This window comes from Microbacterium sp. NPDC057944, assembly GCF_042887445.1.
GTDB classification, from domain to species: Bacteria; Actinomycetota; Actinomycetes; order Actinomycetales; family Microbacteriaceae; genus Microbacterium; species Microbacterium natoriense.
This window is the reverse complement of record NZ_JBHVPJ010000002.1, coordinates 1599989-1619637: the sequence shown is the minus strand read 5'-3', so window position 1 is coordinate 1619637 and position 19649 is coordinate 1599989. Positions and strand designations below refer to the sequence as shown.

Annotated in this window: 18 protein-coding genes; 13 read left to right on the top strand and 5 right to left on the bottom strand. The window is 69.2% G+C overall.

Annotated features, from left to right (window positions below; all coding sequences use genetic code 11):
- Nucleotides 1–136 precede the first annotated feature (136 nt).
- The 4 genes from ACFVRO_RS17050 (at nt 137) to ACFVRO_RS17035 (ending at nt 3708) form a co-directional block, all read left to right on the top strand.
- Entirely contained in the window at nt 137–898 is a 762-nt protein-coding gene (locus tag ACFVRO_RS17050) for an ABC transporter ATP-binding protein (RefSeq protein ID WP_341940098.1), read from the top strand.
- Complete coding sequence (locus tag ACFVRO_RS17045; protein ID WP_386954434.1) at nt 895–2352, top strand: FtsX-like permease family protein; 1458 nt, start codon at nt 895–897, stop codon at nt 2350–2352. The genes ACFVRO_RS17050 and ACFVRO_RS17045 overlap by 4 nt, the downstream gene beginning before the upstream one ends.
- Before the next feature lie 158 nt (nt 2353–2510).
- Nucleotides 2511–3167, top strand: a complete 657-nt coding sequence (locus ACFVRO_RS17040) for a 2-phosphosulfolactate phosphatase (RefSeq protein WP_386954431.1) — start codon at nt 2511–2513, stop codon at nt 3165–3167.
- 121 nt (nt 3168–3288) lie between these two features.
- The gene (locus ACFVRO_RS17035; protein WP_386954428.1) at nt 3289–3708 is read left to right on the top strand and encodes a DUF3054 domain-containing protein; all 420 of its coding nucleotides are present in this window, start codon (nt 3289–3291) and stop codon (nt 3706–3708) included.
- A gap of 18 nt (nt 3709–3726) precedes the next feature.
- Here the strand turns inward: ACFVRO_RS17035 and ACFVRO_RS17030 are convergent, their stop codons facing one another.
- From ACFVRO_RS17030 to ACFVRO_RS17015, 4 genes are all read right to left on the bottom strand, one after another.
- Complete coding sequence (locus ACFVRO_RS17030; protein WP_105676054.1) at nt 3727–4215, bottom strand: SprT-like domain-containing protein; 489 nt, start codon at nt 4213–4215, stop codon at nt 3727–3729.
- A gap of 71 nt (nt 4216–4286) precedes the next feature.
- Complete coding sequence (locus tag ACFVRO_RS17025) at nt 4287–4814, bottom strand: hypothetical protein (RefSeq protein WP_105676056.1); 528 nt, start codon at nt 4812–4814, stop codon at nt 4287–4289.
- A gap of 350 nt (nt 4815–5164) precedes the next feature.
- Nucleotides 5165–6025 carry a spermidine synthase gene (locus ACFVRO_RS17020; RefSeq protein WP_386954426.1) on the bottom strand — a complete coding sequence of 287 codons (861 nt, stop codon included), beginning with the start codon at nt 6023–6025 and terminating at the stop codon, nt 5165–5167.
- A gap of 57 nt (nt 6026–6082) precedes the next feature.
- Nucleotides 6083–7339 (bottom strand): LCP family protein, encoded by a 1257-nt coding sequence (locus ACFVRO_RS17015; RefSeq protein ID WP_386954423.1) that lies wholly within the window; start codon nt 7337–7339, stop codon nt 6083–6085.
- Nucleotides 7340–7482: 143 nt separating this feature from the next.
- Here ACFVRO_RS17015 and ACFVRO_RS17010 point away from each other — a divergent pair, with 143 nt between their 5' ends.
- Genes ACFVRO_RS17010 through ACFVRO_RS16990 form a run of 5 tightly spaced genes read left to right on the top strand, consistent with a single transcriptional unit; the run spans nt 7483 to nt 12941 of the window.
- Nucleotides 7483–8784: a sugar ABC transporter substrate-binding protein gene (locus tag ACFVRO_RS17010; RefSeq protein WP_386954420.1), complete on the top strand. Its 1302-nt coding sequence runs from the start codon at nt 7483–7485 to the stop codon at nt 8782–8784.
- Nucleotides 8785–8798: 14 nt separating this feature from the next.
- Nucleotides 8799–9767, top strand: a complete 969-nt coding sequence (locus ACFVRO_RS17005; protein WP_223587013.1) for a carbohydrate ABC transporter permease — start codon at nt 8799–8801, stop codon at nt 9765–9767.
- A 17-nt stretch (nt 9768–9784) separates the two neighbouring features.
- Entirely contained in the window at nt 9785–10597 is an 813-nt protein-coding gene (locus ACFVRO_RS17000; RefSeq protein WP_386954506.1) for a carbohydrate ABC transporter permease, read from the top strand.
- Entirely contained in the window at nt 10594–12063 is a 1470-nt protein-coding gene (locus tag ACFVRO_RS16995; protein ID WP_386954418.1) for a glycoside hydrolase family 3 N-terminal domain-containing protein, read from the top strand. Before ACFVRO_RS17000 ends, ACFVRO_RS16995 begins: the two co-directional genes overlap by 4 nt.
- 14 nt (nt 12064–12077) lie before the next feature.
- Entirely contained in the window at nt 12078–12941 is an 864-nt protein-coding gene (locus tag ACFVRO_RS16990; protein WP_105676071.1) for a MurR/RpiR family transcriptional regulator, read from the top strand.
- A 152-nt stretch (nt 12942–13093) separates the two neighbouring features.
- Here ACFVRO_RS16990 and ACFVRO_RS16985 read toward each other — a convergent pair whose 3' ends face one another.
- Nucleotides 13094–14014, bottom strand: a complete 921-nt coding sequence (locus ACFVRO_RS16985) for a sugar kinase (RefSeq protein ID WP_105676073.1) — start codon at nt 14012–14014, stop codon at nt 13094–13096.
- A 171-nt stretch (nt 14015–14185) separates the two neighbouring features.
- Between ACFVRO_RS16985 and ACFVRO_RS16980 the strand changes: the two genes are divergently transcribed.
- The 4 genes from ACFVRO_RS16980 (at nt 14186) to ACFVRO_RS16965 (ending at nt 19646) form a co-directional block, all read left to right on the top strand.
- A complete protein-coding gene (locus tag ACFVRO_RS16980; RefSeq protein ID WP_105676075.1) occupies nt 14186–15859 on the top strand; it encodes an ABC transporter substrate-binding protein in 1674 nt (557 codons plus the stop codon).
- Nucleotides 15860–15989: 130 nt separating this feature from the next.
- Nucleotides 15990–16994 (top strand): ABC transporter permease, encoded by a 1005-nt coding sequence (locus ACFVRO_RS16975; protein ID WP_105676077.1) that lies wholly within the window; start codon nt 15990–15992, stop codon nt 16992–16994.
- Nucleotides 16995–17028: 34 nt separating this feature from the next.
- Nucleotides 17029–17979: an ABC transporter permease gene (locus tag ACFVRO_RS16970; RefSeq protein WP_105676079.1), complete on the top strand. Its 951-nt coding sequence runs from the start codon at nt 17029–17031 to the stop codon at nt 17977–17979.
- A complete protein-coding gene (locus ACFVRO_RS16965; protein ID WP_344012085.1) occupies nt 17976–19646 on the top strand; it encodes an ABC transporter ATP-binding protein in 1671 nt (556 codons plus the stop codon). Before ACFVRO_RS16970 ends, ACFVRO_RS16965 begins: the two co-directional genes overlap by 4 nt.
- Nucleotides 19647–19649 lie beyond the last annotated feature (3 nt).

Here is a 19649-nt window from a genome sequence, read left to right as displayed (position 1 = left end):
GGGAAGGGCACAGGCGCTTGTGTGGAGTGAAGGCCACGGACGCCTGTGAGGTGACGGCGAAGTCATCCTCCAGATGTACGCGGATGCGCCGCACGGGCGACGCGCCCGCTGACGTCGCCGAAATAGCGTCGAAGGCATGGAGATCACGACCACAGACCTGGGGCTCGCCGCCCGCGTCCAGCACCTGAAGAAGACCTACGGCGCCGGCGAGGGCACCGTGCGCGCCCTCGATGACGTGAGCGTCGGCATCCGTCGCGGTCAGTTCACCGCGATCATGGGCCCATCGGGCTCCGGCAAATCCACGCTCATGCACATCATGGCCGGACTCGACACCCCCACCGAGGGGCGTGCCTGGATCGGAGACACCGAGATCACCGGACTCGGAGACCTCGACCTCACGATCCTGCGCCGACGTCGTGTCGGCTTCATCTTCCAGGCGTTCAACCTCGTGCCCACGCTCACGGCGCTCGGCAACATCATGCTGCCCTTCGAGCTCGACGGGCGTCGTCCGAGCGCGATCGAGAAAGCCCGCATCGACGGCCTCATCGAGACCCTCGGACTCGGCGCGCGCCTGGATCACCGCCCGCACCAGCTCTCGGGCGGCCAGCAGCAGCGCGTCGCGATCGCCCGCGCCCTCGCCACGGCCCCCGACCTCGTCTTCGCCGACGAGCCGACGGGCAACCTCGACTCCAAGACCGGTCGTGAGGTGCTCCAGCTGCTCGCCACCGCCAGTCGCGAGCACGGCCAGTCCATCGCGATGGTCACGCACGACGCGATCGCCGCGAGCCATGCCGACCGTGTGCTCTTCCTCGGCGACGGCCGCATCGTCGCCGATCACCCGCGGCAGACCGCCGAGGAGATCTCGGCGTACATGCTCGCCGCCGAGGTGGCGGCGTGAGCGCGGTCGCGACGGTCGTTCCTCAGACATCGGCGACCGGTCCTCGGCTGGCCTGGCTCCGTGACAGGGGTATGGGCGCCAGCATCCTCGTGGCGACGCTGTCGGCCGCGTTCGGCGTGCTCCTGGTGGAGACGACGGTGTTCATCGGCGCGGTGCTGCAGGCCGACCCCTTCATCGGAGACAGCGAGACGCTCGCGATCGTCGTCGGTATCCTGTCGGTGCTGCTGACGGGCGTCGCGATGTACGTCGCCGCGATCGTCACCGCCAACACGTTCTCCACGATCATCGCGGGGCGCACCAGGCAGATCGCCCTCATGCGCCTGATCGGGGCCACGGCGCGCTCGCAGCGCGGTGAGGTGGGGCGTCAGGGGCTGATCGTCGGCATCATCGGCGCCGTGCTCGGACTGCTCGCCGGGCTGCTCGCCTCTGTCGCCGGCGTGCAGATCGCGTCTGGGCTGCTTGCCAACCCTCCCGTCGGCTTCTCGCTCGCGCAGCCGTTCATCGTGCTGCCCGCAGTCGGCGTCGCGCTCACGACCTGGGCTGCGGCGTGGGCGGGATCCCGCCGTGTGCTCGCGGTGACCCCGCTGCAGGCGATCGGCGGCTCCGTCGAGCGCACGCACGACGAGGTCTCTCGCCCCGGCCGTCACATCGGCGCGTGGGTGCTTCTGGCCGCCGGCGCGGCCCTCCTCGCCGGCGGCGTGCTGGTCGGGCTCGCGAGCCCGCTCGGCGTCGTCGTCGCGTTCTTCGGCGGTCTGCTGTCGTTCACCGGGCTCGCCCTGGGCTCCGTGCTCTTCATGCCTCCGGTGCTCCGCCTCGTCGGCCGTCTCTTCGGGCGCAGTGCGACGGCGCGCCTCGCCGCCGAGAACGCCCTCCGGTACCCGGAGCGCTCCTCGCGCATGGCCATCGGCGTCGTGATGGGCGTCACGCTCGTCACGATGTTCGCCGTCGCGCTCGAGTCGGTGAAGCAGATGATGATCAACCAGGTGGAGGGCGAGGTGCCCGCGGAGTTCTTCGCGCCCTTCGACGCCTTCGCCTCGGTCATGATGGTGCTCGTCGCGGTCTCCGCAGTGATCGCCGCCGTCGGACTCGTGAACCTGCTCACGATCGGCGTGGTGCAGCGCCGTCGGGAGCTCGGGCTGCTCCGTTCGATCGGGCTGTCCAACGGCCAGGTGCGCCGCATGGTGCTGCTGGAGGCGACGCACATCACGGTCGCGGCGACGCTGACCGGACTCGTGCTGGGTGTCGTGTACGGCTGGATCGCCGCGCAGTCGCTGCTGGGGTCGGTCCCCACGCTGCCCGACTTCGTGCCGGCGGGTCTCGTGCCTCCGCACGTCCCGTGGCTGCCGATCGTGATCATCGTCGCCGCGACCGCGGTGCTGACGCTCGTCGCGGCGGCCACCCCCACGCGTCTCGCGACGCGCGTCGCTCCGGTCGAGGCGCTGGCCGCCGACTGAACGACCCGGGCCCGATGCGGGAGCCGATCTCGCGTGCGGGCTCCCGGTGAGGGAGACGGTCGCCTCTGCGGTGCGGAGGCGACCGTTTCGTGCACCCGGTGGCTGCGGACTGACTTCCTGGGCGGCGGGCCGCTCTTCTGGACGCATAGGCTGGATGGATGGCTTCGCCGTTCGATCAGTCCACCTATCAGGTCCGCCACGAGTGGGGTGTCGCCGGGCTCGCCCGCCTGGCGCCGGCCGACATCGTCGTGGTGGTCGACGTGCTGCGGTTCTCCTCGACGCTCCCGGATGCCGTGGCATCGGGGACCGTCGTCGCGCTCGCAGACGCCGTCGAATGGTCGAGCAACGGCGCCGCCGTGGCCGCATCGGCGGGCGACGCTCTCGTCCTGGTGGGCGGGCTGCGCAACGCCTCGGCGGTGGCGAGAGCCGTGCAGACCGTGCAGGAGCGGCGTCAGGCGCGCACCTCGGTCGCCGTGATCGCGGCGGGCGAGAAGGCGGACGACGGGTCGCTGCGGTTCGCGGTGGAGGATCAGCTCGGGGCGGGGGCGGTGATCGCCGCGCTCACCGACCTCGGCATCGATCACACCGCGCCGGATGCGGCCGTCGCCGCCGAGGGTTTCCGCGCCCTGCGGCGGGCCCTGGGCCACCTGCTCAGCGCCAGCGGCTCTGCCCGAGAGCTGGAGATCGGCGTGGCCTCCACCGCACGGATGGCGGAGTCGGGCATCCGTCCCGCCTCCGTCGCCGAGGCGGCGGCCCTGGACTCGAGCGATGTCGTCCCCGTGCTGCACGAGGGCCTGTTCGTCCGGTTCGAGTAGGCCGCGGCATCCGCCCCGCCGCGACGTACGGTGGCCGGCGCATGGCGCGACCATCCGTCGCAGTCCTCAACAGGCCGTGCGTCCGGCGAGGAATCCGCCGCCGCGGACGTAGGGTCGTGGCATGAGGTATCTCCCCGCCTTCCTCGTCGACGCCGTGCTGGTTCTGATCTTCGCCGTGATCGGACGTGCGTCCCACGGCGAGAGTCCGATCGGCTTCCTCCTCACGGCCTGGCCGTTCCTCGTCGCCCTCGTCGTCGGGCACGCCCTCGCCGCCCTGATGGGCAGCGGACCGCGCAAGCCGTGGTCGATCCTGTGGGGCGCCGTCGTCTGGGTGGTGACCGTGGCCGGCGGGATGCTGCTGCGCGTGGTCTCGGGCGAGACGGCGCAGGTGCCGTTCATCATCGTCGCCACGATCGTGCTCGGTGTCTTCCTGGTCGGATGGCGGGCGCTCGCCGCGCTGCTGCGTCGCAGGCGGGGCGTACAGGAGAGCACGACGGATGCCGCGGCATCCGATGCTCCAGAGGAGCCGACGTCGGTCTGAGCCCGCTGCCGTCTTCGGTCAGCGTGCGGACTGTGCCGCCAGCCGCACGTCGGCGGTGATCTCGCGTCGCGTCCAGGTGAACTGATGCCGGGCGTCGAAGGATCGCGAGCAGCGGGCGCACGAGGTCGCACGCGTCGGACGGCGGTGTCGATAGGTCACGTGCCCTGCGGGGCAGGTGCCGACCCAGGGGGCGAGTTCCACCGCCGTCTCGCCGTGATGCGTGGTGCCGCCGACGTAGCCCAGATCGCGCGCGACGCGCTTCCACGTCGGGCCGTGCGCCGCTCGGTGTCCGGCGAGCGCGTGGGCCACCTCGTGCAGCAGCACCTGATGGATCTCATCGTCGTCGAATCGCGCGGCGAGATAGCGCGACACGGTGATCCGCTTGTTCGTGTAATCGCACTGTCCTGCACGGCGCTTCGCATTGTCGAAGCCGAACGACCAGCTGTCATCGAGATGCAGCGTGATCAGTGCTTCGCCCCAGACGCGCACACGGTCGAGTTCCGCCATGCGCCCAGGCTAAGCCATGCCGGGGACATTGAGGTCGGCTCGACGCACCGCGTCAGGGTGAACGGGCGGATTCAGCCCGCGACGAGCTGCGTCGAGCGACGACGCTCCGCCGCGTCGATGGCGAGCAGGGCCGTCTCCAGCTCGCGGTCCTCGGCGCCGGCCTCGCGGCGCAGGAAGAGCGACCTCTTGAAGCTCTCGCGCGCGGTCTCGTAGTCCTCGGCCTCGTACGCGTTCTTGCCGTGGTGCTGGTGGGCGAAGGCGGCGATCGACAGCCACCGCTGTCCTTCGGCCTCGTCGGCGCAGGTGGCGAGCTCCTGTTCGGCCGCCGCGTGGGCGCCGCGGAACTGCAGGACGGTCGCGTGCAGCACGCGGGCGCGCAGAACGTCCTTGCGGGTGCCGGCCATGCGGGCCTGGCGCACGGCTTCGTCCGCCAGCGCGAGCGCATCGTCGAGGCGTCCGAGCACCTTCAGCAGCCACACGCGCTCCAGCAGAGCCGGAAGGCTGCGCTGATACTCGATCTCGGCGAGCCTCGTCTCGCACTCATCGAGATCGACCAGCTCGCGGAGGGTGTCCTGGTCGTATCCCCGGATGAAACTCATTGCTCTCCTTCCGCAGCGTCCCGCGTTCCAGTCTGCATCGCCTCGCCGCGGTCGCGGGGGCGGCGCGCCCCGCTCCTCGGCATCCGATCCCGCAGGGAGTGCGCCGCGCAGGTCGAGGAGCCGAAGATCGTTGAATGAAGGGCCCCCGAGGAGACACAGTTTGACCCCTCACGTATGCGAGGGCAGGACGGGGCGAGAGGGCCACGGTGGGAGGGGCGAGATGCTTCTTGACCCCCATTGCGCTGCGCGCGGTGCGTGAGGGGTCATGATTTGTTGGGTGCGGGGCTCGTGTGGAGACGCTTCTTGGCCCCTCAGCCCGGCAGAGCGCCGCGAGAGCGAAAGGCGGCGGGTCAGCGCAGGAAGAGGGAGGCGTCGGGGCGAGGGGATGCCACGGCATCCGCGTCCGTCACCACTCGCGCACCCTGGATGAACGAGGCGACCTCCGCACCCTGGGCGATCTTCGCGGGATGCGGGCCCGCCGCGAGCATCCTCGGCAGCCACTCTGTGGGCAGCGGGGTGGCGGATGCCGCGATCACGAGGTTGCCGAAGCGGCGGCCCTTGAGCACCTGGGTGTCGGCGAGGATGCCGATCTCTGGGAGCACCTCCGCGACGGTCGCGGCCTGGCGTCGGGCGAAAGCGAGGCCCGGTCCGTCGGCCACGTTCACGAGCAGCACGCCGGATGGCGCCAGCAGCTCGCGCAGCTCCCGGTAGAACTCGACGCTCGTGAGGTGCGCGGGAGTCTGCGCTCCCGAGTAGACGTCGGAGACGACGAGGTCGCAGGCGCCGGTGAGCGCCGGTGGCAGCTTCTGCACCCCTGCCCTCGCATCGCCGATGCGCATGCGGATCGCCGCGCCCCGGGGCAGCGGCAGGTGCTCGCGCACGAGTGCCGCGAGCGGACCCTCGAGCTCGATGACCTGCTGACGGGATCCGGGCCGCGTGGCCTCGACGTAGCGAGGGATCGTCATGGCGCCCGCACCGAGGTGCACGGCCGTCAGCGTGCCAGGGGGCAGCTGGTCGATCACGGCGCCCATGCGCACGATGTACTCGAAGTGCAGATGCGTCGGGTCGTCGAGATCGACGTGCGACTGCGGGGTGTCGTCGACGATCAACTCGAACCCGCTCGTGAACTCCGAGGGCACGATGCGGGCGAGGCCTCCGTGGTCGAGGCGGGCCTGCGGATGCTCGGTGTCTCGTGCGCGCGTCCTGCCCATGCTCCGAGACTACGCGGTCGCGCTCCGAGCCCTATGCGGTGCTCCGAGACCTTGCGGTCACTTCGACTGCCTGCCGTTGGAGCAGGTCTCCTGATCCACGGACTGTCCGGAGATCTCCGGGGGCAGCGTCGTGCGCACCTCGGGAGTCTCGGTCGGCGTCGCGGTCTCGACCGGAGGCGTGGTGGGCGCCGGGGTGACCAGCTCGACGCCGGAGTTCGTCGCCACATCGCCGGAGAGGGCGATCGGCTGCCCAGCGATCAGCGCCTGCCAGAGCTGCTCGGCGGCGGCTTCATCGGGGACGACCTTGTTGCTGTCCGCAGGGTCGGCTCCGTTGGGGAACTGCACGAACACGAAGTCCGAGAACGGCACGTCCTTCAGGGCGAGGCCGAGCTGCGTCAGCGTCAGCGCGTTGTTGAGCGATTCGCTGGGGACGATGTTGTCGGCGACGGTGGTCGCCAGGCGCAGCACCTTCGCCGGATCGGTGAGCGTCTCGGCGCTGAGGATCTTCTTCGCCAGACGCGACATGTACTGCTGCTGGTTCGAGATGCGGGCGAGGTCGCTCTCGTCGCCGACGCCGTGCCTGGTGCGGATGAACGCGAGAGCGTCCGGGCCCGACACCGTGTGGGTGCCCGGCGGCAGGTTGATACCGGCCTGCGAATCGCGGATGCCCTTCCCCGCGACGCACACCTCGACGCCGCCGATCGCGTCGGTGATCTCGATCACGCCGTCGAAGCTGATCTTGGCGGCGAACCCGATGGGGATGCCGCTGAGCTCGGAGACGGTCTTCACGATGCAGGAGACGCCGGCGCGGTCGAACAGGCTGTTGAAGGCGACCTTGGGAGAGGAGGGCGCCGTGGAGCCGTCTTCTCTCGTGCACGACGGCACCTTGACCATGAGGTCGCGCGGGAAGGACACCACCGTGACGTTCCGCGGTTCGGCGGAGACGTGCACGAGGAGGTTCACGTCGTTGCGGATGCCGTCGTCGACCTTCTCGCAGCGCTCGGCGAGGTACTGCTTCGAGATCTCCCCGCATTCGTCCGTGCCGACGACGAGGATGTCGAACGACTTGTCCGCCGGATAGGGACCGAGAGCGGGTGGTGCGACCGTGGGCGCACCCTCGAGGACGACGGCGCCGTCGCCGATGCGGTTCGCGAAGTCGGCGACGAGGTATCCGGCCACGGCGATCGCCGATACGAGCACGACGCTCAGGGCGATGCCGGTCAGCTTGAGCCCGACGGAGAGGCGAGAGGGGGAGGGCAGATGTGCGTGACGTGCGACGGTCGAGCGGTCGGTGCTGTCGTGGGGACGGCGCATGGGCAGAGCCTACCTTTGGAAATTTGTGTCACGACGAGATGACGATCTTGAGAATTAGTTGCAGCGAATTAGTTAGTCGTGGATACTTATCTCAGTTGGTGAGCACCCGATGCCGCCAGGACGTTTCAAAGAGGAGATCCCTGATGCACAAGCGCATTCTCTCGGCTGTGGCGCTGGGCGCCGTGGCCACCCTGGGCCTTGCAGCCTGCTCGAGCGGTGGAGGAACCGGCTCCGGCGATGGCGGATCCGTCGACGGAAAGGGCAAGGAGCTCACCGTCTGGATCATGAAGGGCACCAACCCCGACTCGACCGCCTTCTACGACGCCGTCTCCAAGGAGTTCAAGAAGGAGACCGGCGCGACGGTCAAGATCGAAGAGGTCCAGTGGGCGGATGCGCACGACCGCTTCGTGACCTCGATCGCGGGACAGACGACCCCCGACATCGCCGAGACCGGCACCACCTGGACCGCCGAGTTCGCCGACGCCGGCGCACTGCTGCCGATCGACGACTACGTCGCCGCCGAGAAGGGCCTCGACAAGGACCTCGTCGAGGGCCTCAAGGTCGCGGGCACCTACGACGGCGAGCTCTACGGCATGCCGTGGTACGCCGGCGTCCGCTCGCTCGTGTACCGCACGGACGTCTTCGAGGAGCTCGGTCTCGACGCTCCGAAGAACTGGGACGACATCGTCGCCGCCGGCGAGGCCATCAAGGCCGCCAAGCCCGACATGCTCCCCTTCCCGGTTCCGGGTGACGCCGAGTTCCAGGTCTACCCCTGGGTCTGGGGCGCGGGCGGAGAGGTCGCGACCCTCGACGGCAAGACGTGGACCAGCGAGCTCGACAGCAAGAAGTCCCAGGAGGGCATCGAGTTCTACACCGACCTCGCGACGAAGCACGGCTTCTCGTCGGCCGGCGCCACGACCTGGAAGGAGACGGACCTCCGCGACGCCTTCACCCAGGGCAACGTCGCCATGATGCTCTCGGGCTCCTGGACCCCCAAGGCCCTCATCGAGGCCAACCCCGAGCTCGACGGCAAGATCGGCGCCGCGGTCATCCCGGGCAAGGACGGCGGCATCGCCCCCTCCGTGCTGGGCGGCTCGCACCTGTCGATCTTCAACACGACCAAGAACGCCGACCTCGCCTGGAAGTTCGTCCAGCTCATGACCACCGGCAAGTTCGCCGAGCAGTGGTCGCAGGAGACCGGCTACTTCCCCGGCGTGCAGTCGGCGATGGAAGAGGCACTCGCCTCGACCGACCCGCTGGTCGCCCCGTTCGCGCAGCAGATGGTCGAGGGCGGCGCCTCCGTGCCCGTCACCCCGAACTTCGGCGCCGTGCAGGCGAAGAAGACCACCAACTCGATGATCCAGGCCATCCTCAGCGGGCAGAAGGCCGTCGCCACGGCGACGAAGGATGCCGCTGCTGAGATGACCGAGCTCCTCAACCAGTAGGAAAGTCTCTCTCCATGTCGATGGTGCAAGCACCGCTGCCGGCCACGAAGGCGGAGTCCTCCTCCGCCTCCGTGGCCGGCAGGCCGCGCGGGTTCTCCCTGGTGAAGGCCCGCCCGTGGCTTCTTCTCGCTCCCGGCCTGATCATCCTCGCGGTGCTCATGCTGTGGCCCCTCGTGCAGGTGTTCCTCTTCTCGCTGCAGGACTACGGTCTGCGCGAGATCAACACCGGCGAGCAGAACTGGATCGGCCTCGAGAACTACGCGAAGGCGCTCAGCGACCCGCAGCTGTGGACCGTCGTGCTGCCGAACACGGTCGGCTTCGCCGCTGTCGCGGTGTTCGTCACCGTCGCCGTCGGCACGCTCGTCGCCCTGCTGCTCGCGAAGCTCGGCCCGGTGTGGCGCACCATCGTCTCCAGCTGCATCATGGTCGCCTGGGCGATGCCCGCGGTGACCGGCACCTACGTCTGGACCTTCATCTTCGATGCCGACCGCGGCATCTTCAACGCAGTCCTGCAGGACCTCGGGCTGATCGACGAGCCCGTCAACTGGTTCACGAACCAGTGGTCGTTCTACGCGATCGTCCTTCTCAACGTCGTGCACCACGGCTTCCCGTTCGTCGCGATCACGGTGCTGGCCGGACTCCTCGGCGTCTCGAAGGAGATGCTCGAGGCCGCCGCCCTCGACGGTGCGAACGCCTGGCGCCGGTTCTGGCAGATCGTCTTCCCGACGCTCAAGCCCGTGTTCTCGGTCGTCATCATCCTGTCGACGATCTGGGACTTCAAGGTCTTCGCCCAGGTGTATCTGATGCCCGGCGGAAACGGAGGCAACCGCTCCGTGCTCAACCTCGGCGTGTGGTCGTACGTCGAGTCCTTCGGCCAGAACAAGTACGGGTTCGGCGCCGCCCTCGCGGTGCTGCTGACCCTCGTGCTGATCGGCATCACGATCGTGTACATCCGCTCCCTCATGAAGGAGGACGAGCTGTGAGCTCCCGTCGGTCTGTCATGTCGAGGGTCGGCACCGGCGTCGCGATCGCCGCCGTCCTGATCTTCACCCTGTTCCCGGTGTACTGGATGGTCTCCAGCGCCCTCGACGCCAAGGCGTCCAGCGGTGGGCAGTCGCTGCTGCCACAGGAGTTCAGCCTCAAGAACTTCGAGTTCGTGCTCACCGACGGCGGCTTCGGCACCTACCTCCGCAACTCGGCGATCGTGGCCCTGGTCACCGTCCTCGTCAGCGCGCTGGTCTGCCTGCTCGCGGCAGTCGCCGTCGCCCGGTTCCGCTTCAAGTTCCGCACCACCATCCTCATGATGATCCTCGTGGTGCAGATGGTGCCGCTCGAGGCGCTCGTCATCCCGCTGTTCCTCCAGGTCAAGAGCCTCGGGCTGCTCAACAGCATCCTGGGTCTGATGGTCGTCTACGTCGCGCTGTCGCTCGCCTTCGGCATCTGGATGCTGCGCGGCTTCGTCGCCGCGGTCCCGGTCGAGCTCGAGGAGGCCGCGTACATCGACGGTGCGAGCTGGTGGCGGATGTTCCGCTCGATCCTGCTGCCGCTGGTCATGCCCGGCCTCGTCGCGACGAGCATCTTCAGCTTCATCACGGCGTGGAACGAGTTCATCTTCGCCATGACGATCCTCGGCAGCGCGACCGACCAGTACACGGTGTCGATCGGACTCAAGTCGTTCTTCGGCCTGCACTCCAACGACTGGGGCAGCATCATGGCCGCGTCGACGATCATCACCATCCCGGTCATGATCTTCTTCGTGATCGTGCAGCGCCGCCTCTCGGCCGGCATGGTGGCGGGAGCGGTGAAGGGATGAGCGACGACCTCACCCGCCTCGCCAACGGCGTGCTCTGGCCGGGCTTCTTCGGCACGACGGCCCCCGCGTGGCTCGTGGAGGAGCTGCGCGACGGTCTCGCCGGCGTCGTCTACTTCGGTCAGAACATCAGCGATGATCTCGCCTCCCTCAGCGAGGAGATCCTCGCCGCCCGACCGGACGCGCTGATCGGCATCGACGAGGAGGGCGGCAGCGTCACCCGCCTCGAGACGGCCACGGGATCCACCCTTCCGGGGGCGGCTCAGCTCGGCCGCCTCGACGACGTCGCGGCGACCGAGGCCACCGGTGCCGAGCTCGCCCGACGCGTGCGTGCGATCGGAGGCAATGTCGTCCTCGGACCGGTCGCCGACGTGAACACCGACCCGCGCAACCCCGTGATCGGCGTCCGCTCCTTCGGCAGCGACGAGCAGCTCGTCTCCCGGCACACGGTGGCGGAGGTGCGCGGCATCCAGAACGGCGCCGTCGCGGCCTGCGTCAAGCACTTCCCCGGTCATGGGGACACCCATCTCGACTCGCATCATTCGCTTCCCGAGATCGCCCTGCCGGTCGAGGAGTTCGAGCGCGTGCACCTCGAGCCGTTCCGTGCCGCGATCGCCGCCGGCGTCGACACGATCATGACCGCGCACATCGTCGTCCCCGCATGGGGCGAGCAGCCGGCGACCCTGAATCCGCGGGTCCTGGGGATGCTGCGCGACATGGGCTTCGAGGGCGTGATCATTACCGATGCGCTCGACATGGCCGCGATCCGCGAGACCGTCGGCATCGGCGGGGGAGCAGCCGAGGCGCTGGCCGCCGGAGCCGACCTGCTGTGCATCGGAAACCCGACCAACCCGGGCGAGGCCGCGCTTCCCGACCAGGATCTCCGCGACTTCCTCGCGGCACGCGACGGCATCGTCGCCGCTCTCCGCGACGGCTCGCTGTCGGAGGAGCGGGTCCGTGAGGCCGCGGGTCGCGTCGCCGCGCTCGCCGCGAGACTGCGGGAGGCGGATGCCGTGCAGGTCGCCGACTTCGACGCGGCCGAGGTGGTCCGCAGGGCCGTCGCCGACGCGGGCGTCGCACCGGCATCCGCTCTCTCCGTCGTCGATGCGCGCCGCCGCTCGTCGCTCGCCGTCGACAGCGCTGCGGGCTATGTCGCCGCAGCGCTGGCCGGCGACGGCCACCGGGTGCGGCTCGACGTCGCGAGCACCGGCGTCGAGGAGCAGGATGCCGCGCTGGACGCGGCGGTCGCCGCCGAGGGCACCACGGTGATCCTCGTCGACCGCCCCGACGCCGATCCGGCGCAGCGGGCCCTCGTGGAGCGCGCAGCGCAGCGCGATGCGGCCGCCGTCGCCGTCAACGTCGGGCTGGCCGCCGAGCGCCCGCTGGCACTGCCCACCGTCGAGGTGGGAGCCGCGAGTCGCATCGGGGCTCTGATCGCCAGGGAGACGCTGCTCGGCCGCGTAGGCTGAGCGCGGAGGCCACCGTGGACGCTGACGTTCTCGCACTGGTTCGGCGATCCCTTCCTCGGTTGAGCGCCGCCGAAGCGAGGGTCGCCGACACGATCCTGGGCGACCCGACGCTCGTCGTCGACCTCGCGATCAACGACCTCGCGAAGCTGTGCCGCACCTCGGTCTCCACGGTCGCCCGCTTCGCGCAGTCGCTGGGCTTCAGCGGCTATCGCGAGCTGCGGGTCGCCGCCGCGCGCACGATCACCCTCGCGCAGGCCCAGCAGGCGCGCTTCGGCCTCGACACGACGGCGATCGACCCGGAAGACGGGCCCACGGCGATCGGCGCGAAGATCGCCGCGCAGGAGATCGACGCGATCGAGAAGACGGCGCTGGGCGTCGATGCCGAGGCGCTCGACAGGGTCGCGCGTGCGGTCGTGGCGGCTCGCCACATCGACGTCTACGGGCAGGCGGCCTCGTCGCTCACCGCGCAGGATCTGCAGCAGAAGCTCGCGCGGATCGGCTGCTCGGTGGCGCACTCCGCCGATCCGCATCTGGCACTCACCACGGCGTCCCTTCGCACATCCGATGACGTCGCGATCGCGTTCTCGCACGGCGGGGAGACCGCTGAGGTGGTGCGCGCGGTGGAGGTCGCCAGGGATGCCGGCGCACTCACGGTCGCCGTCACGAGCGTCGAGGAGTCGACGCTCGCCCTCGCCGCCGACGTGGTGCTGCTCACCCACGCGCAGGAGTCGCCCTTCCGGATGGCCGCGATGTCCAGCCGCATCGCACAGCTCGTGCTCGTCGACATCCTCTTCGTCAGGGTCGTGCAGCATCGCGGACTGCCCGTCGTGATCCCGCTCCAGCTGACGCACGACGCCGCGACCCGCCGAGGGCGCTGAAGCGCGTTTCGTCTCGCTGCGCTCGCTCAACGACCGCGGCGGTCTCGTCCCGCGGGGTGTGGGCTCTTCTTCGCGGTGAGCGGCATCTCCTCCGCGGGTCGTTGAGCGAGGAGCGCAGCGACGAGACGAAACGGGGTGTCGTCCGGCGCGTCTCAGTCGACGTGGTCGCGCGTGCTCGCCAGGGCGCGCGTGGCGATGCGGTGCGCGCGGGAGAGACTGCCGCTGAGCGACAGGCCCGTGAGGATGCCGGCCAGGAACCCGGCCGCGAACGCGTCGCCGGCGCCGATCGTCTCCACGACGGCCACGTCGAGAGCGTCGCTGTGCGTGCGCTCCGATCCGTCGAAGGCCTCGGCCCCGCGGGAGTGCGTCGCCAGCAGATATCGGGGTTCGGGGAACAGCTCGCGGAGGCGGTCAGGGTCGGAGGTGCCGAACACGGCCTCGGCATCCGGCCGGGTGCAGAACAGCACGTCGGAACGCCGTGCGTAGGCGGCGATCAGCGCCTTTCCCTCGTCTTCCCGCCCGCGCCACAGGGCAGGGCGCCAGTTCACGTCGAAGCTCACCAGACGCTCGCCCCGCGGGGCGTCGAACAGCGCGTCCTGCGCGGCACGGGCGCTCGCCGAGAGGGCGGGCGTGATGCCGGAGGTGTGCACGAGGGCGGCCTGATCGAGCAGAGCGGATGCCGCCGGAGACGCGAGAGTGCCGGGGGAGAGGGCGGATGCCGCAGAGCCCTTCCGGTAGTAGTGCATGGTGCCGTCGATCGAGCCGTCGGGGAGGGGCGACAGCTCCTTCACGTAGAGACCGGTCGGGGCGTCGGGATCGACCTCGACCGCCGAGTCGTCGACGCCGTGGTCGCGCAGCTCGCTGCGCAGGAAGCGGCCGAAGCCGTCGTCTCCGACGCGCGACACGACGGCGGTGCGGATACCCGCCGAGGCGAGGGCGATCGCGGTGTTCCACTCGGCGCCGGCGAGTGATCTGCGGAAGGTCTTGCAGTCCTCGAGCGGGGCCGCCGCGACCGGTACGAGCGAGATCAGGCCCTCGCCGACGCAGACGGCGAGGGGAGAGGTGTCGGGCACGTCTCCGACGCTACCGGATCGCCCCGACACCCGTCAGTCCGATACCGGATCGCAACCTGCAAGCATTTGGCATCTATGGATTCGCTGGGTAGCGTCGAGGGATCACCGTGTCCGGGAGCGAAGAGGCTCCCGGTTCGCGCAACGAAGCGCCCCAACAGGGAAGGTCACACCATGCACCACACAGTCACGCGACGGCGGGGTCTCATCGCCGTCACCGGAGCCGCTCTCGCCGCTCTCGTCCTGGCGGGTTGCGTCGCCAGCGAGCGCGGGGACAAGGGTGACACCGCCTCCGGCGACGTCGACGGCACGTTCGTCTTCGCCGCGTCCTCCGACCCGGCGAGCCTCGACCCCGCCTTCGCTCAGGACGGCGAGAGCTTCCGCGTCTCGCGTCAGATCTTCGAGGGTCTCGTCGGCACCAAGCCCGGCACCGCAGACCCGGCTCCGCTGCTCGCGGAGTCGTGGGAGTCGTCCGACGACGGCATGTCCCACACGTTCACCCTCAAGAAGGACGTCACCTTCCAGGACGGCACCCCGTTCAACGCCGAGGCCGTCTGCGTCAACTTCGACCGCTGGTACAACTGGACGGGCCTGGCCGCGTCCGAGGCCTTCGGCTACTACTACAACAAGCTGTTCCACGGCTACGCCTCCACCGCTGCTGACGCCGTCTACAAGTCCTGCACGCCCGACGGCGACGACAAGGTCACGATCGAGCTGAACAAGCCGTTCGCCGGCTTCGTCGCCTCGCTGTCCCTGCCCGCGTTCGCGATGCAGAGCCCCTCGGCGCTGAAGGAGTTCGGCGCCGACGAGGTGTCGGGATCCGCCGAGGCCCCCGTGCTCTCCGAGTACGCCATGGGCCACCCCGTGGGCACCGGTCCCTACCAGTTCGAGGAGTGGGCTCCGGGCGAGCAGGTCACGCTCAAGTCGTACGACGGCTACTGGGGTGACAAGGGCCAGATCGACGAGATCATCTTCCGCACGATCGACGACCCGACCGCACGCCGCCAGGCGCTCGAGTCCGGCTCGATCGACGGCTACGACCTCGTCGGCCCCGCTGATACGAAGGCGCTCTCCGACGACGGCTTCACCATGGTCGCCCGTCCGCCGTTCACCATCCTCTACCTGGCGTTCAACCAGGCGGTGCCCGAGCTGCAGAACCCGAAGGTCCGCGAGGCGCTCTCCTACGCGATCGACAAGGACGCGCTGATCAGCCAGGTGCTCCCCGAGGGCACCAAGAAGGCCATCGAGTTCGTCCCCGAGGTCGTCAACGGCTACAACCCCGACGTCACGACCTACGACTTCGATCCTGAGAAGGCGAAGTCGCTGCTCGCAGAGGCCGGCTACACCGAGGCCAACCCCCTCAAGCTGACCTTCAACTACCCGGTCAACGTCTCGCGTCCGTACATGCCGGACCCCGAGCAGATCTTCACCGTGCTGTCCACGCAGCTCAAGGAGGTCGGCGTCGAGACCACCCCGGTGTCCGAGGAATGGGTCGAGTACCTCGACCGCACCACCGGCACGTCCGACCACGGCATCCACCTGCTCGGCTGGACCGGTGACTACAACGACACCGACAACTTCGTCGGCGTCTTCTTCGGACAGAAGAGCTCCGAGTGGGGCTTCGACAACCCCGAGTTGTTCCAGAAGCTGGCGGACGCCCGTGGCGTCTCCAACCTCGAGGAGCAGAGCAAGCTCTACGAGCAGATCAACGAGGATGTCGCGCAGTTCATCCCCGGTGTCCCGCTCGCGCACCCGGCGCCGACCCTGGCGTTCGACCCCCGCGTGAAGAGCTACCCGGCCAGCCCGGTGAACGACGAGGTCTTCACGGACATCGTCCTCACCAAGTAACGGGCTGACGCCGACAACCGGTCGTTGAGCGAGGAGCGAAGCGACGAGACGAAACGCAGCAGCAGAGACCTGCGGAAGCTGCGTTTCGTCTCGCTTCGCTCGCTCAACGACCGGGTGATAGGAGATCTTCGTGCTGCGCACCATCGGCAGGCGACTGCTGTTCCTCATCCCCACCCTGATCGGCCTCAGCATCCTGCTGTTCGCCTGGGTCAGGGCCCTTCCCGGCGGCCCCGCCGTCGCTCTTCTCGGTGAGAAGGCGACCCCGGAGGCCATCGCCAGAGTCAACGAGCTGTACGGCTTCAACCGACCGCTCATCGAGCAGTACTTCGTCTGGGTCGGCCGTCTCCTGCAGGGAGACTTCGGCACCTCCATCCAGACGAACCGACCGGTCGTCGAGGAGTTCTTCCGTCGCTTCCCCGCGACCATCGAGCTCAGCGTGATGGCGCTCATCTTCGCGGTGGGCGTCGGCGTCCCGCTCGGCTACTGGGCGGCCCGCCGCCACGGCAAGCTGAGCGACCACGCCTCGGTCGTCCTGAGCCTCGTCGGCATCACCATCCCGGTGTTCTTCCTGGCCTTCATCCTGAAGTACGTCTTCGCGGTGCAGCTGGGCTGGCTCCCTTCGGACGGGCGTCAGAACCCGCGGATCGACGCGACACACCCCACGGGCTTCTACGTGTGGGACGGCCTCATAACGGGGGAGTTCGACGCCGCCTGGGATGCGATCCTGCATCTGGTGCTGCCCGCCCTCGCCCTCGGCACCATCCCGCTCGCGATCATCGTGCGCATCACCAGGGCGAGCGTCCTGGAAGTGCAGAACGCGGACTACGTGCGCACGGGTCGCGCGAAGGGCGTCGGATCCTCGACGCTGCGCAACCGGTTCATCCTGCGCAACGCCATGCTCCCGGTGATCACGACGATCGGCCTGCAGACCGGTCTGCTGATCTCCGGCGCGGTGCTCACCGAGACGGTGTTCGCCTTCCCCGGCATCGGATCGTTCCTCGCGAGGGCGATCTTCACCAGGGACTTCCCCGTCCTCCAGGGGTTCATCATCTTCATCGCGATCGCGTACGCGCTCATCAACCTCGCGGTCGATGTGTCGTACAGCTTCATCGATCCGAGAGTGCGGGTGCAGTGATGGCCCGGCTCAGCATCCGAAATGAGGTGACGTCATGAGCGTCGCACTCCCACCAGCCCAGGGCGGCGAGATCATCGACACCGTCGCGATCGCCCAGGCGGACCTCAAGGACGGACCCGGCGGCTTCTGGCGCGACGTGTTCCGCCGCATCCGCCGCAATCCGACCGCCTGGATCGGCGCCGGCATCGTCCTGCTGTTCCTGCTGGTCGCCGCCCTCGCGCCCATCCTCGCTCCGTACCCGGAGACGGCCCTGCCCGGTGCGAAGTTCATCACGCCGACGCACATCCCCGGACCGGGGGAGCTGGCGCAGTTCCCGCTCGGGCTCGACCGCTTCGGCGGAGACGTGCTCTCCAAGCTCATCTGGGGCGCCCAGGCGTCGCTGCTCGTCGGCGTCATCTCCACCGTGATGGGTCTCGCCGGCGGCATGCTGCTCGGCCTCCTGGCCGGCACGTTCGGTGGGTGGGTCGACACGCTCATCATGCGCTTCGTCGACATCATCCTGTCGGTGCCGAACCTGCTGCTCGCGGTCTCGATCGCCGCGATCCTCGGGCAGACGCCGTTCGCCGTGATGATCGCGATCGGTGCGGCGAACGTGCCGATCTTCGCCCGTCTGCTGCGGGCGTCGATGCTCCAGCAGCGATCGAGCGACTACGTCCTCTCGGCGCAGACGCTCGGACTCGGCCGCGGTCGGATCACCATGTCGCACGTGCTGCCGAACGCGATCGGGCCGGTGATCGTGCAGGGCACCCTGACGCTCGCCACCGCCGTCATCGACGCGGCAGCGCTCTCGTTCCTCGGACTCGGCGGCGGACGCCCCGAGACGGCGGAGTGGGGCCGCATGCTCACCTACGCGCAGGACGAACTGGCGATCGCACCGTGGCTGGCGTTCTTCCCCGGCATCTGCATCGCGATCACCGCGCTCGGCTTCACGCTGTTCGGCGAGGCCCTGCGTGAGGCCATGGACCCGAGGACGAGGGCACGATGAACGATCTGAACCAGAGACAGCCGCTGCTCACCGTCGAGGGACTGGCCGTCGACTTCTCGACCATGGACGGCGTCGTGCACGCCGTCGAGGGCGTCGATCTCGACATCGCGGCGGGCGAGACCGTCGCGATCGTGGGGGAGTCGGGGTCGGGCAAGTCGACGACGGCGATGGCCATCATCGGCCTGCTCGCCGGCGGAGGGCGCATCGCCAGCGGCACGATCCGACTCGACGGCAAGGAGATCGGACACGCACCGGAGCACGAACTGCGCAAGATCCGCGGACGCGACATCGGCCTGGTGCCTCAGGATCCGATGTCGAACCTGAACCCGGTCGCGAAGATCGGCACGCAGGTCGCCGAGACGTTGCTCGCGCACGGTCTCGCGAACAGGCAGAACGTGCAGGCGAAGGTCGTCGAGGCGCTCACCGCGGCTGGTCTCCCCGACCCGGAGCGGCGGGCGAAGCAGTATCCGCACGAGTTCTCCGGCGGCATGCGGCAGCGCGCGCTGATCGCGATCGGCCTCGCGTGCAAGCCCCGTCTGCTGATCGCCGACGAACCGACCAGCGCCCTCGACGTGACGGTGCAGCAGACGATCCTCGACCAGATCGGGGCGATGACGCGCGAGCTCGGCACGGCCGTGCTGCTCATCACGCACGACCTCGGCCTCGCGGCCGAGCGGGCCGAGCGGGTCGTCGTGATGCACAGGGGCCGGGTCGTCGAGCAGGGGCCGGCGCGGCAGATCCTCGAGGATCCGCAGCATCCGTACACGCAGTCCCTGGTGAAGGCCGCGCCCTCCGTGGCCGCGGCGCGGCTGCGGCCCGAGGCCTTCGTGTCCGCCGCGAAGGAGCGCGAGGAGGAGGCCGAGGCGGAGTCCGCTCCCGTGGACAACATCGTCGAGATCGAGAACCTCACGAAGGTCTACCCCGTCCGCGGGCGGGGCGAGGACTTCGTGGCGGTGAACGACGTCTCGCTCGCGATCCCGCGGGGGGAGACGGTCGCCATCGTGGGCGAGTCTGGGTCGGGCAAGACGACGACGGCGAGGATGCTGCTGAAGGTGATCGAGCCGACGAGCGGCCTGATCCGCTTCGAGGGAAAGGACGTGTCGTCTCTGAGCAAGGCGGAGACGCGCGACTTCCGTCAGCGGGTGCAGCCGATCTTCCAGGACCCCTACTCGAGCCTGAACCCGATGTTCACGATCGAGCGTCTGATCGCCGAGCCCCTCGACTTCTACCGGAGGGGCAGCGGCGCTGATCGCCGCAAGCGCGTCCGTCAGCTCCTCGACGACGTGGCGCTGCCGCAGTCGATGCTGCGGCGGTACCCGTCGGAGCTCTCGGGCGGTCAGCGTCAGCGCGTCGCGATCGCGAGGGCGCTCGCGCTCTCGCCGGATCTCATCGTGTGCGACGAGCCGGTGTCGGCGCTGGACGTGCTGGTGCAGGACCAGGTGCTCACGCTGCTGCGCGACCTCCAGAGCGAGTACGGCCTGAGCTATCTGTTCATCTCGCACGACCTCGCGGTGGTGCGGCTCATCAGCGACTACGTGTGCGTGATGAAGGACGGCTCGCTCGTGGAGGCGGCCTCCTCGGAGGAGATCTTCACGAACCCTCGCGATCCGTACACGCGGCGCCTGCTCGCATCCATCCCGGGCAACGAGCTGAACATCGCGTCCTGAAGG

What these genes read in the sequence shown, in the direction of transcription:
- ACFVRO_RS17040 (WP_386954431.1), top strand. Translation starts at nt 2,511, where the DNA reads ATGGCTTCGCCGTTCGATCAGTCCACCTATCAGGTCCGCCACGAGTGG.
- ACFVRO_RS17020 (WP_386954426.1), bottom strand. Translation starts at nt 6,025, where the DNA reads ATGGGCAGGACGCGCGCACGAGACACCGAGCATCCGCAGGCCCGCCTC.
- ACFVRO_RS17000 (WP_386954506.1), top strand. Translation starts at nt 9,785, where the DNA reads ATGTCGAGGGTCGGCACCGGCGTCGCGATCGCCGCCGTCCTGATCTTC.
- ACFVRO_RS17025 (WP_105676056.1), bottom strand. Translation starts at nt 4,814, where the DNA reads ATGAGTTTCATCCGGGGATACGACCAGGACACCCTCCGCGAGCTGGTC.
- ACFVRO_RS17035 (WP_386954428.1), top strand. Translation starts at nt 3,289, where the DNA reads ATGAGGTATCTCCCCGCCTTCCTCGTCGACGCCGTGCTGGTTCTGATC.
- ACFVRO_RS16980 (WP_105676075.1), top strand. Translation starts at nt 14,186, where the DNA reads ATGCACCACACAGTCACGCGACGGCGGGGTCTCATCGCCGTCACCGGA.
- ACFVRO_RS17050 (WP_341940098.1), top strand. Translation starts at nt 137, where the DNA reads ATGGAGATCACGACCACAGACCTGGGGCTCGCCGCCCGCGTCCAGCAC.
- ACFVRO_RS16995 (WP_386954418.1), top strand. Translation starts at nt 10,594, where the DNA reads ATGAGCGACGACCTCACCCGCCTCGCCAACGGCGTGCTCTGGCCGGGC.
- ACFVRO_RS17010 (WP_386954420.1), top strand. Translation starts at nt 7,483, where the DNA reads ATGCACAAGCGCATTCTCTCGGCTGTGGCGCTGGGCGCCGTGGCCACC.
- ACFVRO_RS17005 (WP_223587013.1), top strand. Translation starts at nt 8,799, where the DNA reads ATGTCGATGGTGCAAGCACCGCTGCCGGCCACGAAGGCGGAGTCCTCC.
- ACFVRO_RS16970 (WP_105676079.1), top strand. Translation starts at nt 17,029, where the DNA reads ATGAGCGTCGCACTCCCACCAGCCCAGGGCGGCGAGATCATCGACACC.
- ACFVRO_RS17030 (WP_105676054.1), bottom strand. Translation starts at nt 4,215, where the DNA reads ATGGCGGAACTCGACCGTGTGCGCGTCTGGGGCGAAGCACTGATCACG.
- ACFVRO_RS16965 (WP_344012085.1), top strand. Translation starts at nt 17,976, where the DNA reads ATGAACGATCTGAACCAGAGACAGCCGCTGCTCACCGTCGAGGGACTG.
- ACFVRO_RS17015 (WP_386954423.1), bottom strand. Translation starts at nt 7,339, where the DNA reads ATGCGCCGTCCCCACGACAGCACCGACCGCTCGACCGTCGCACGTCAC.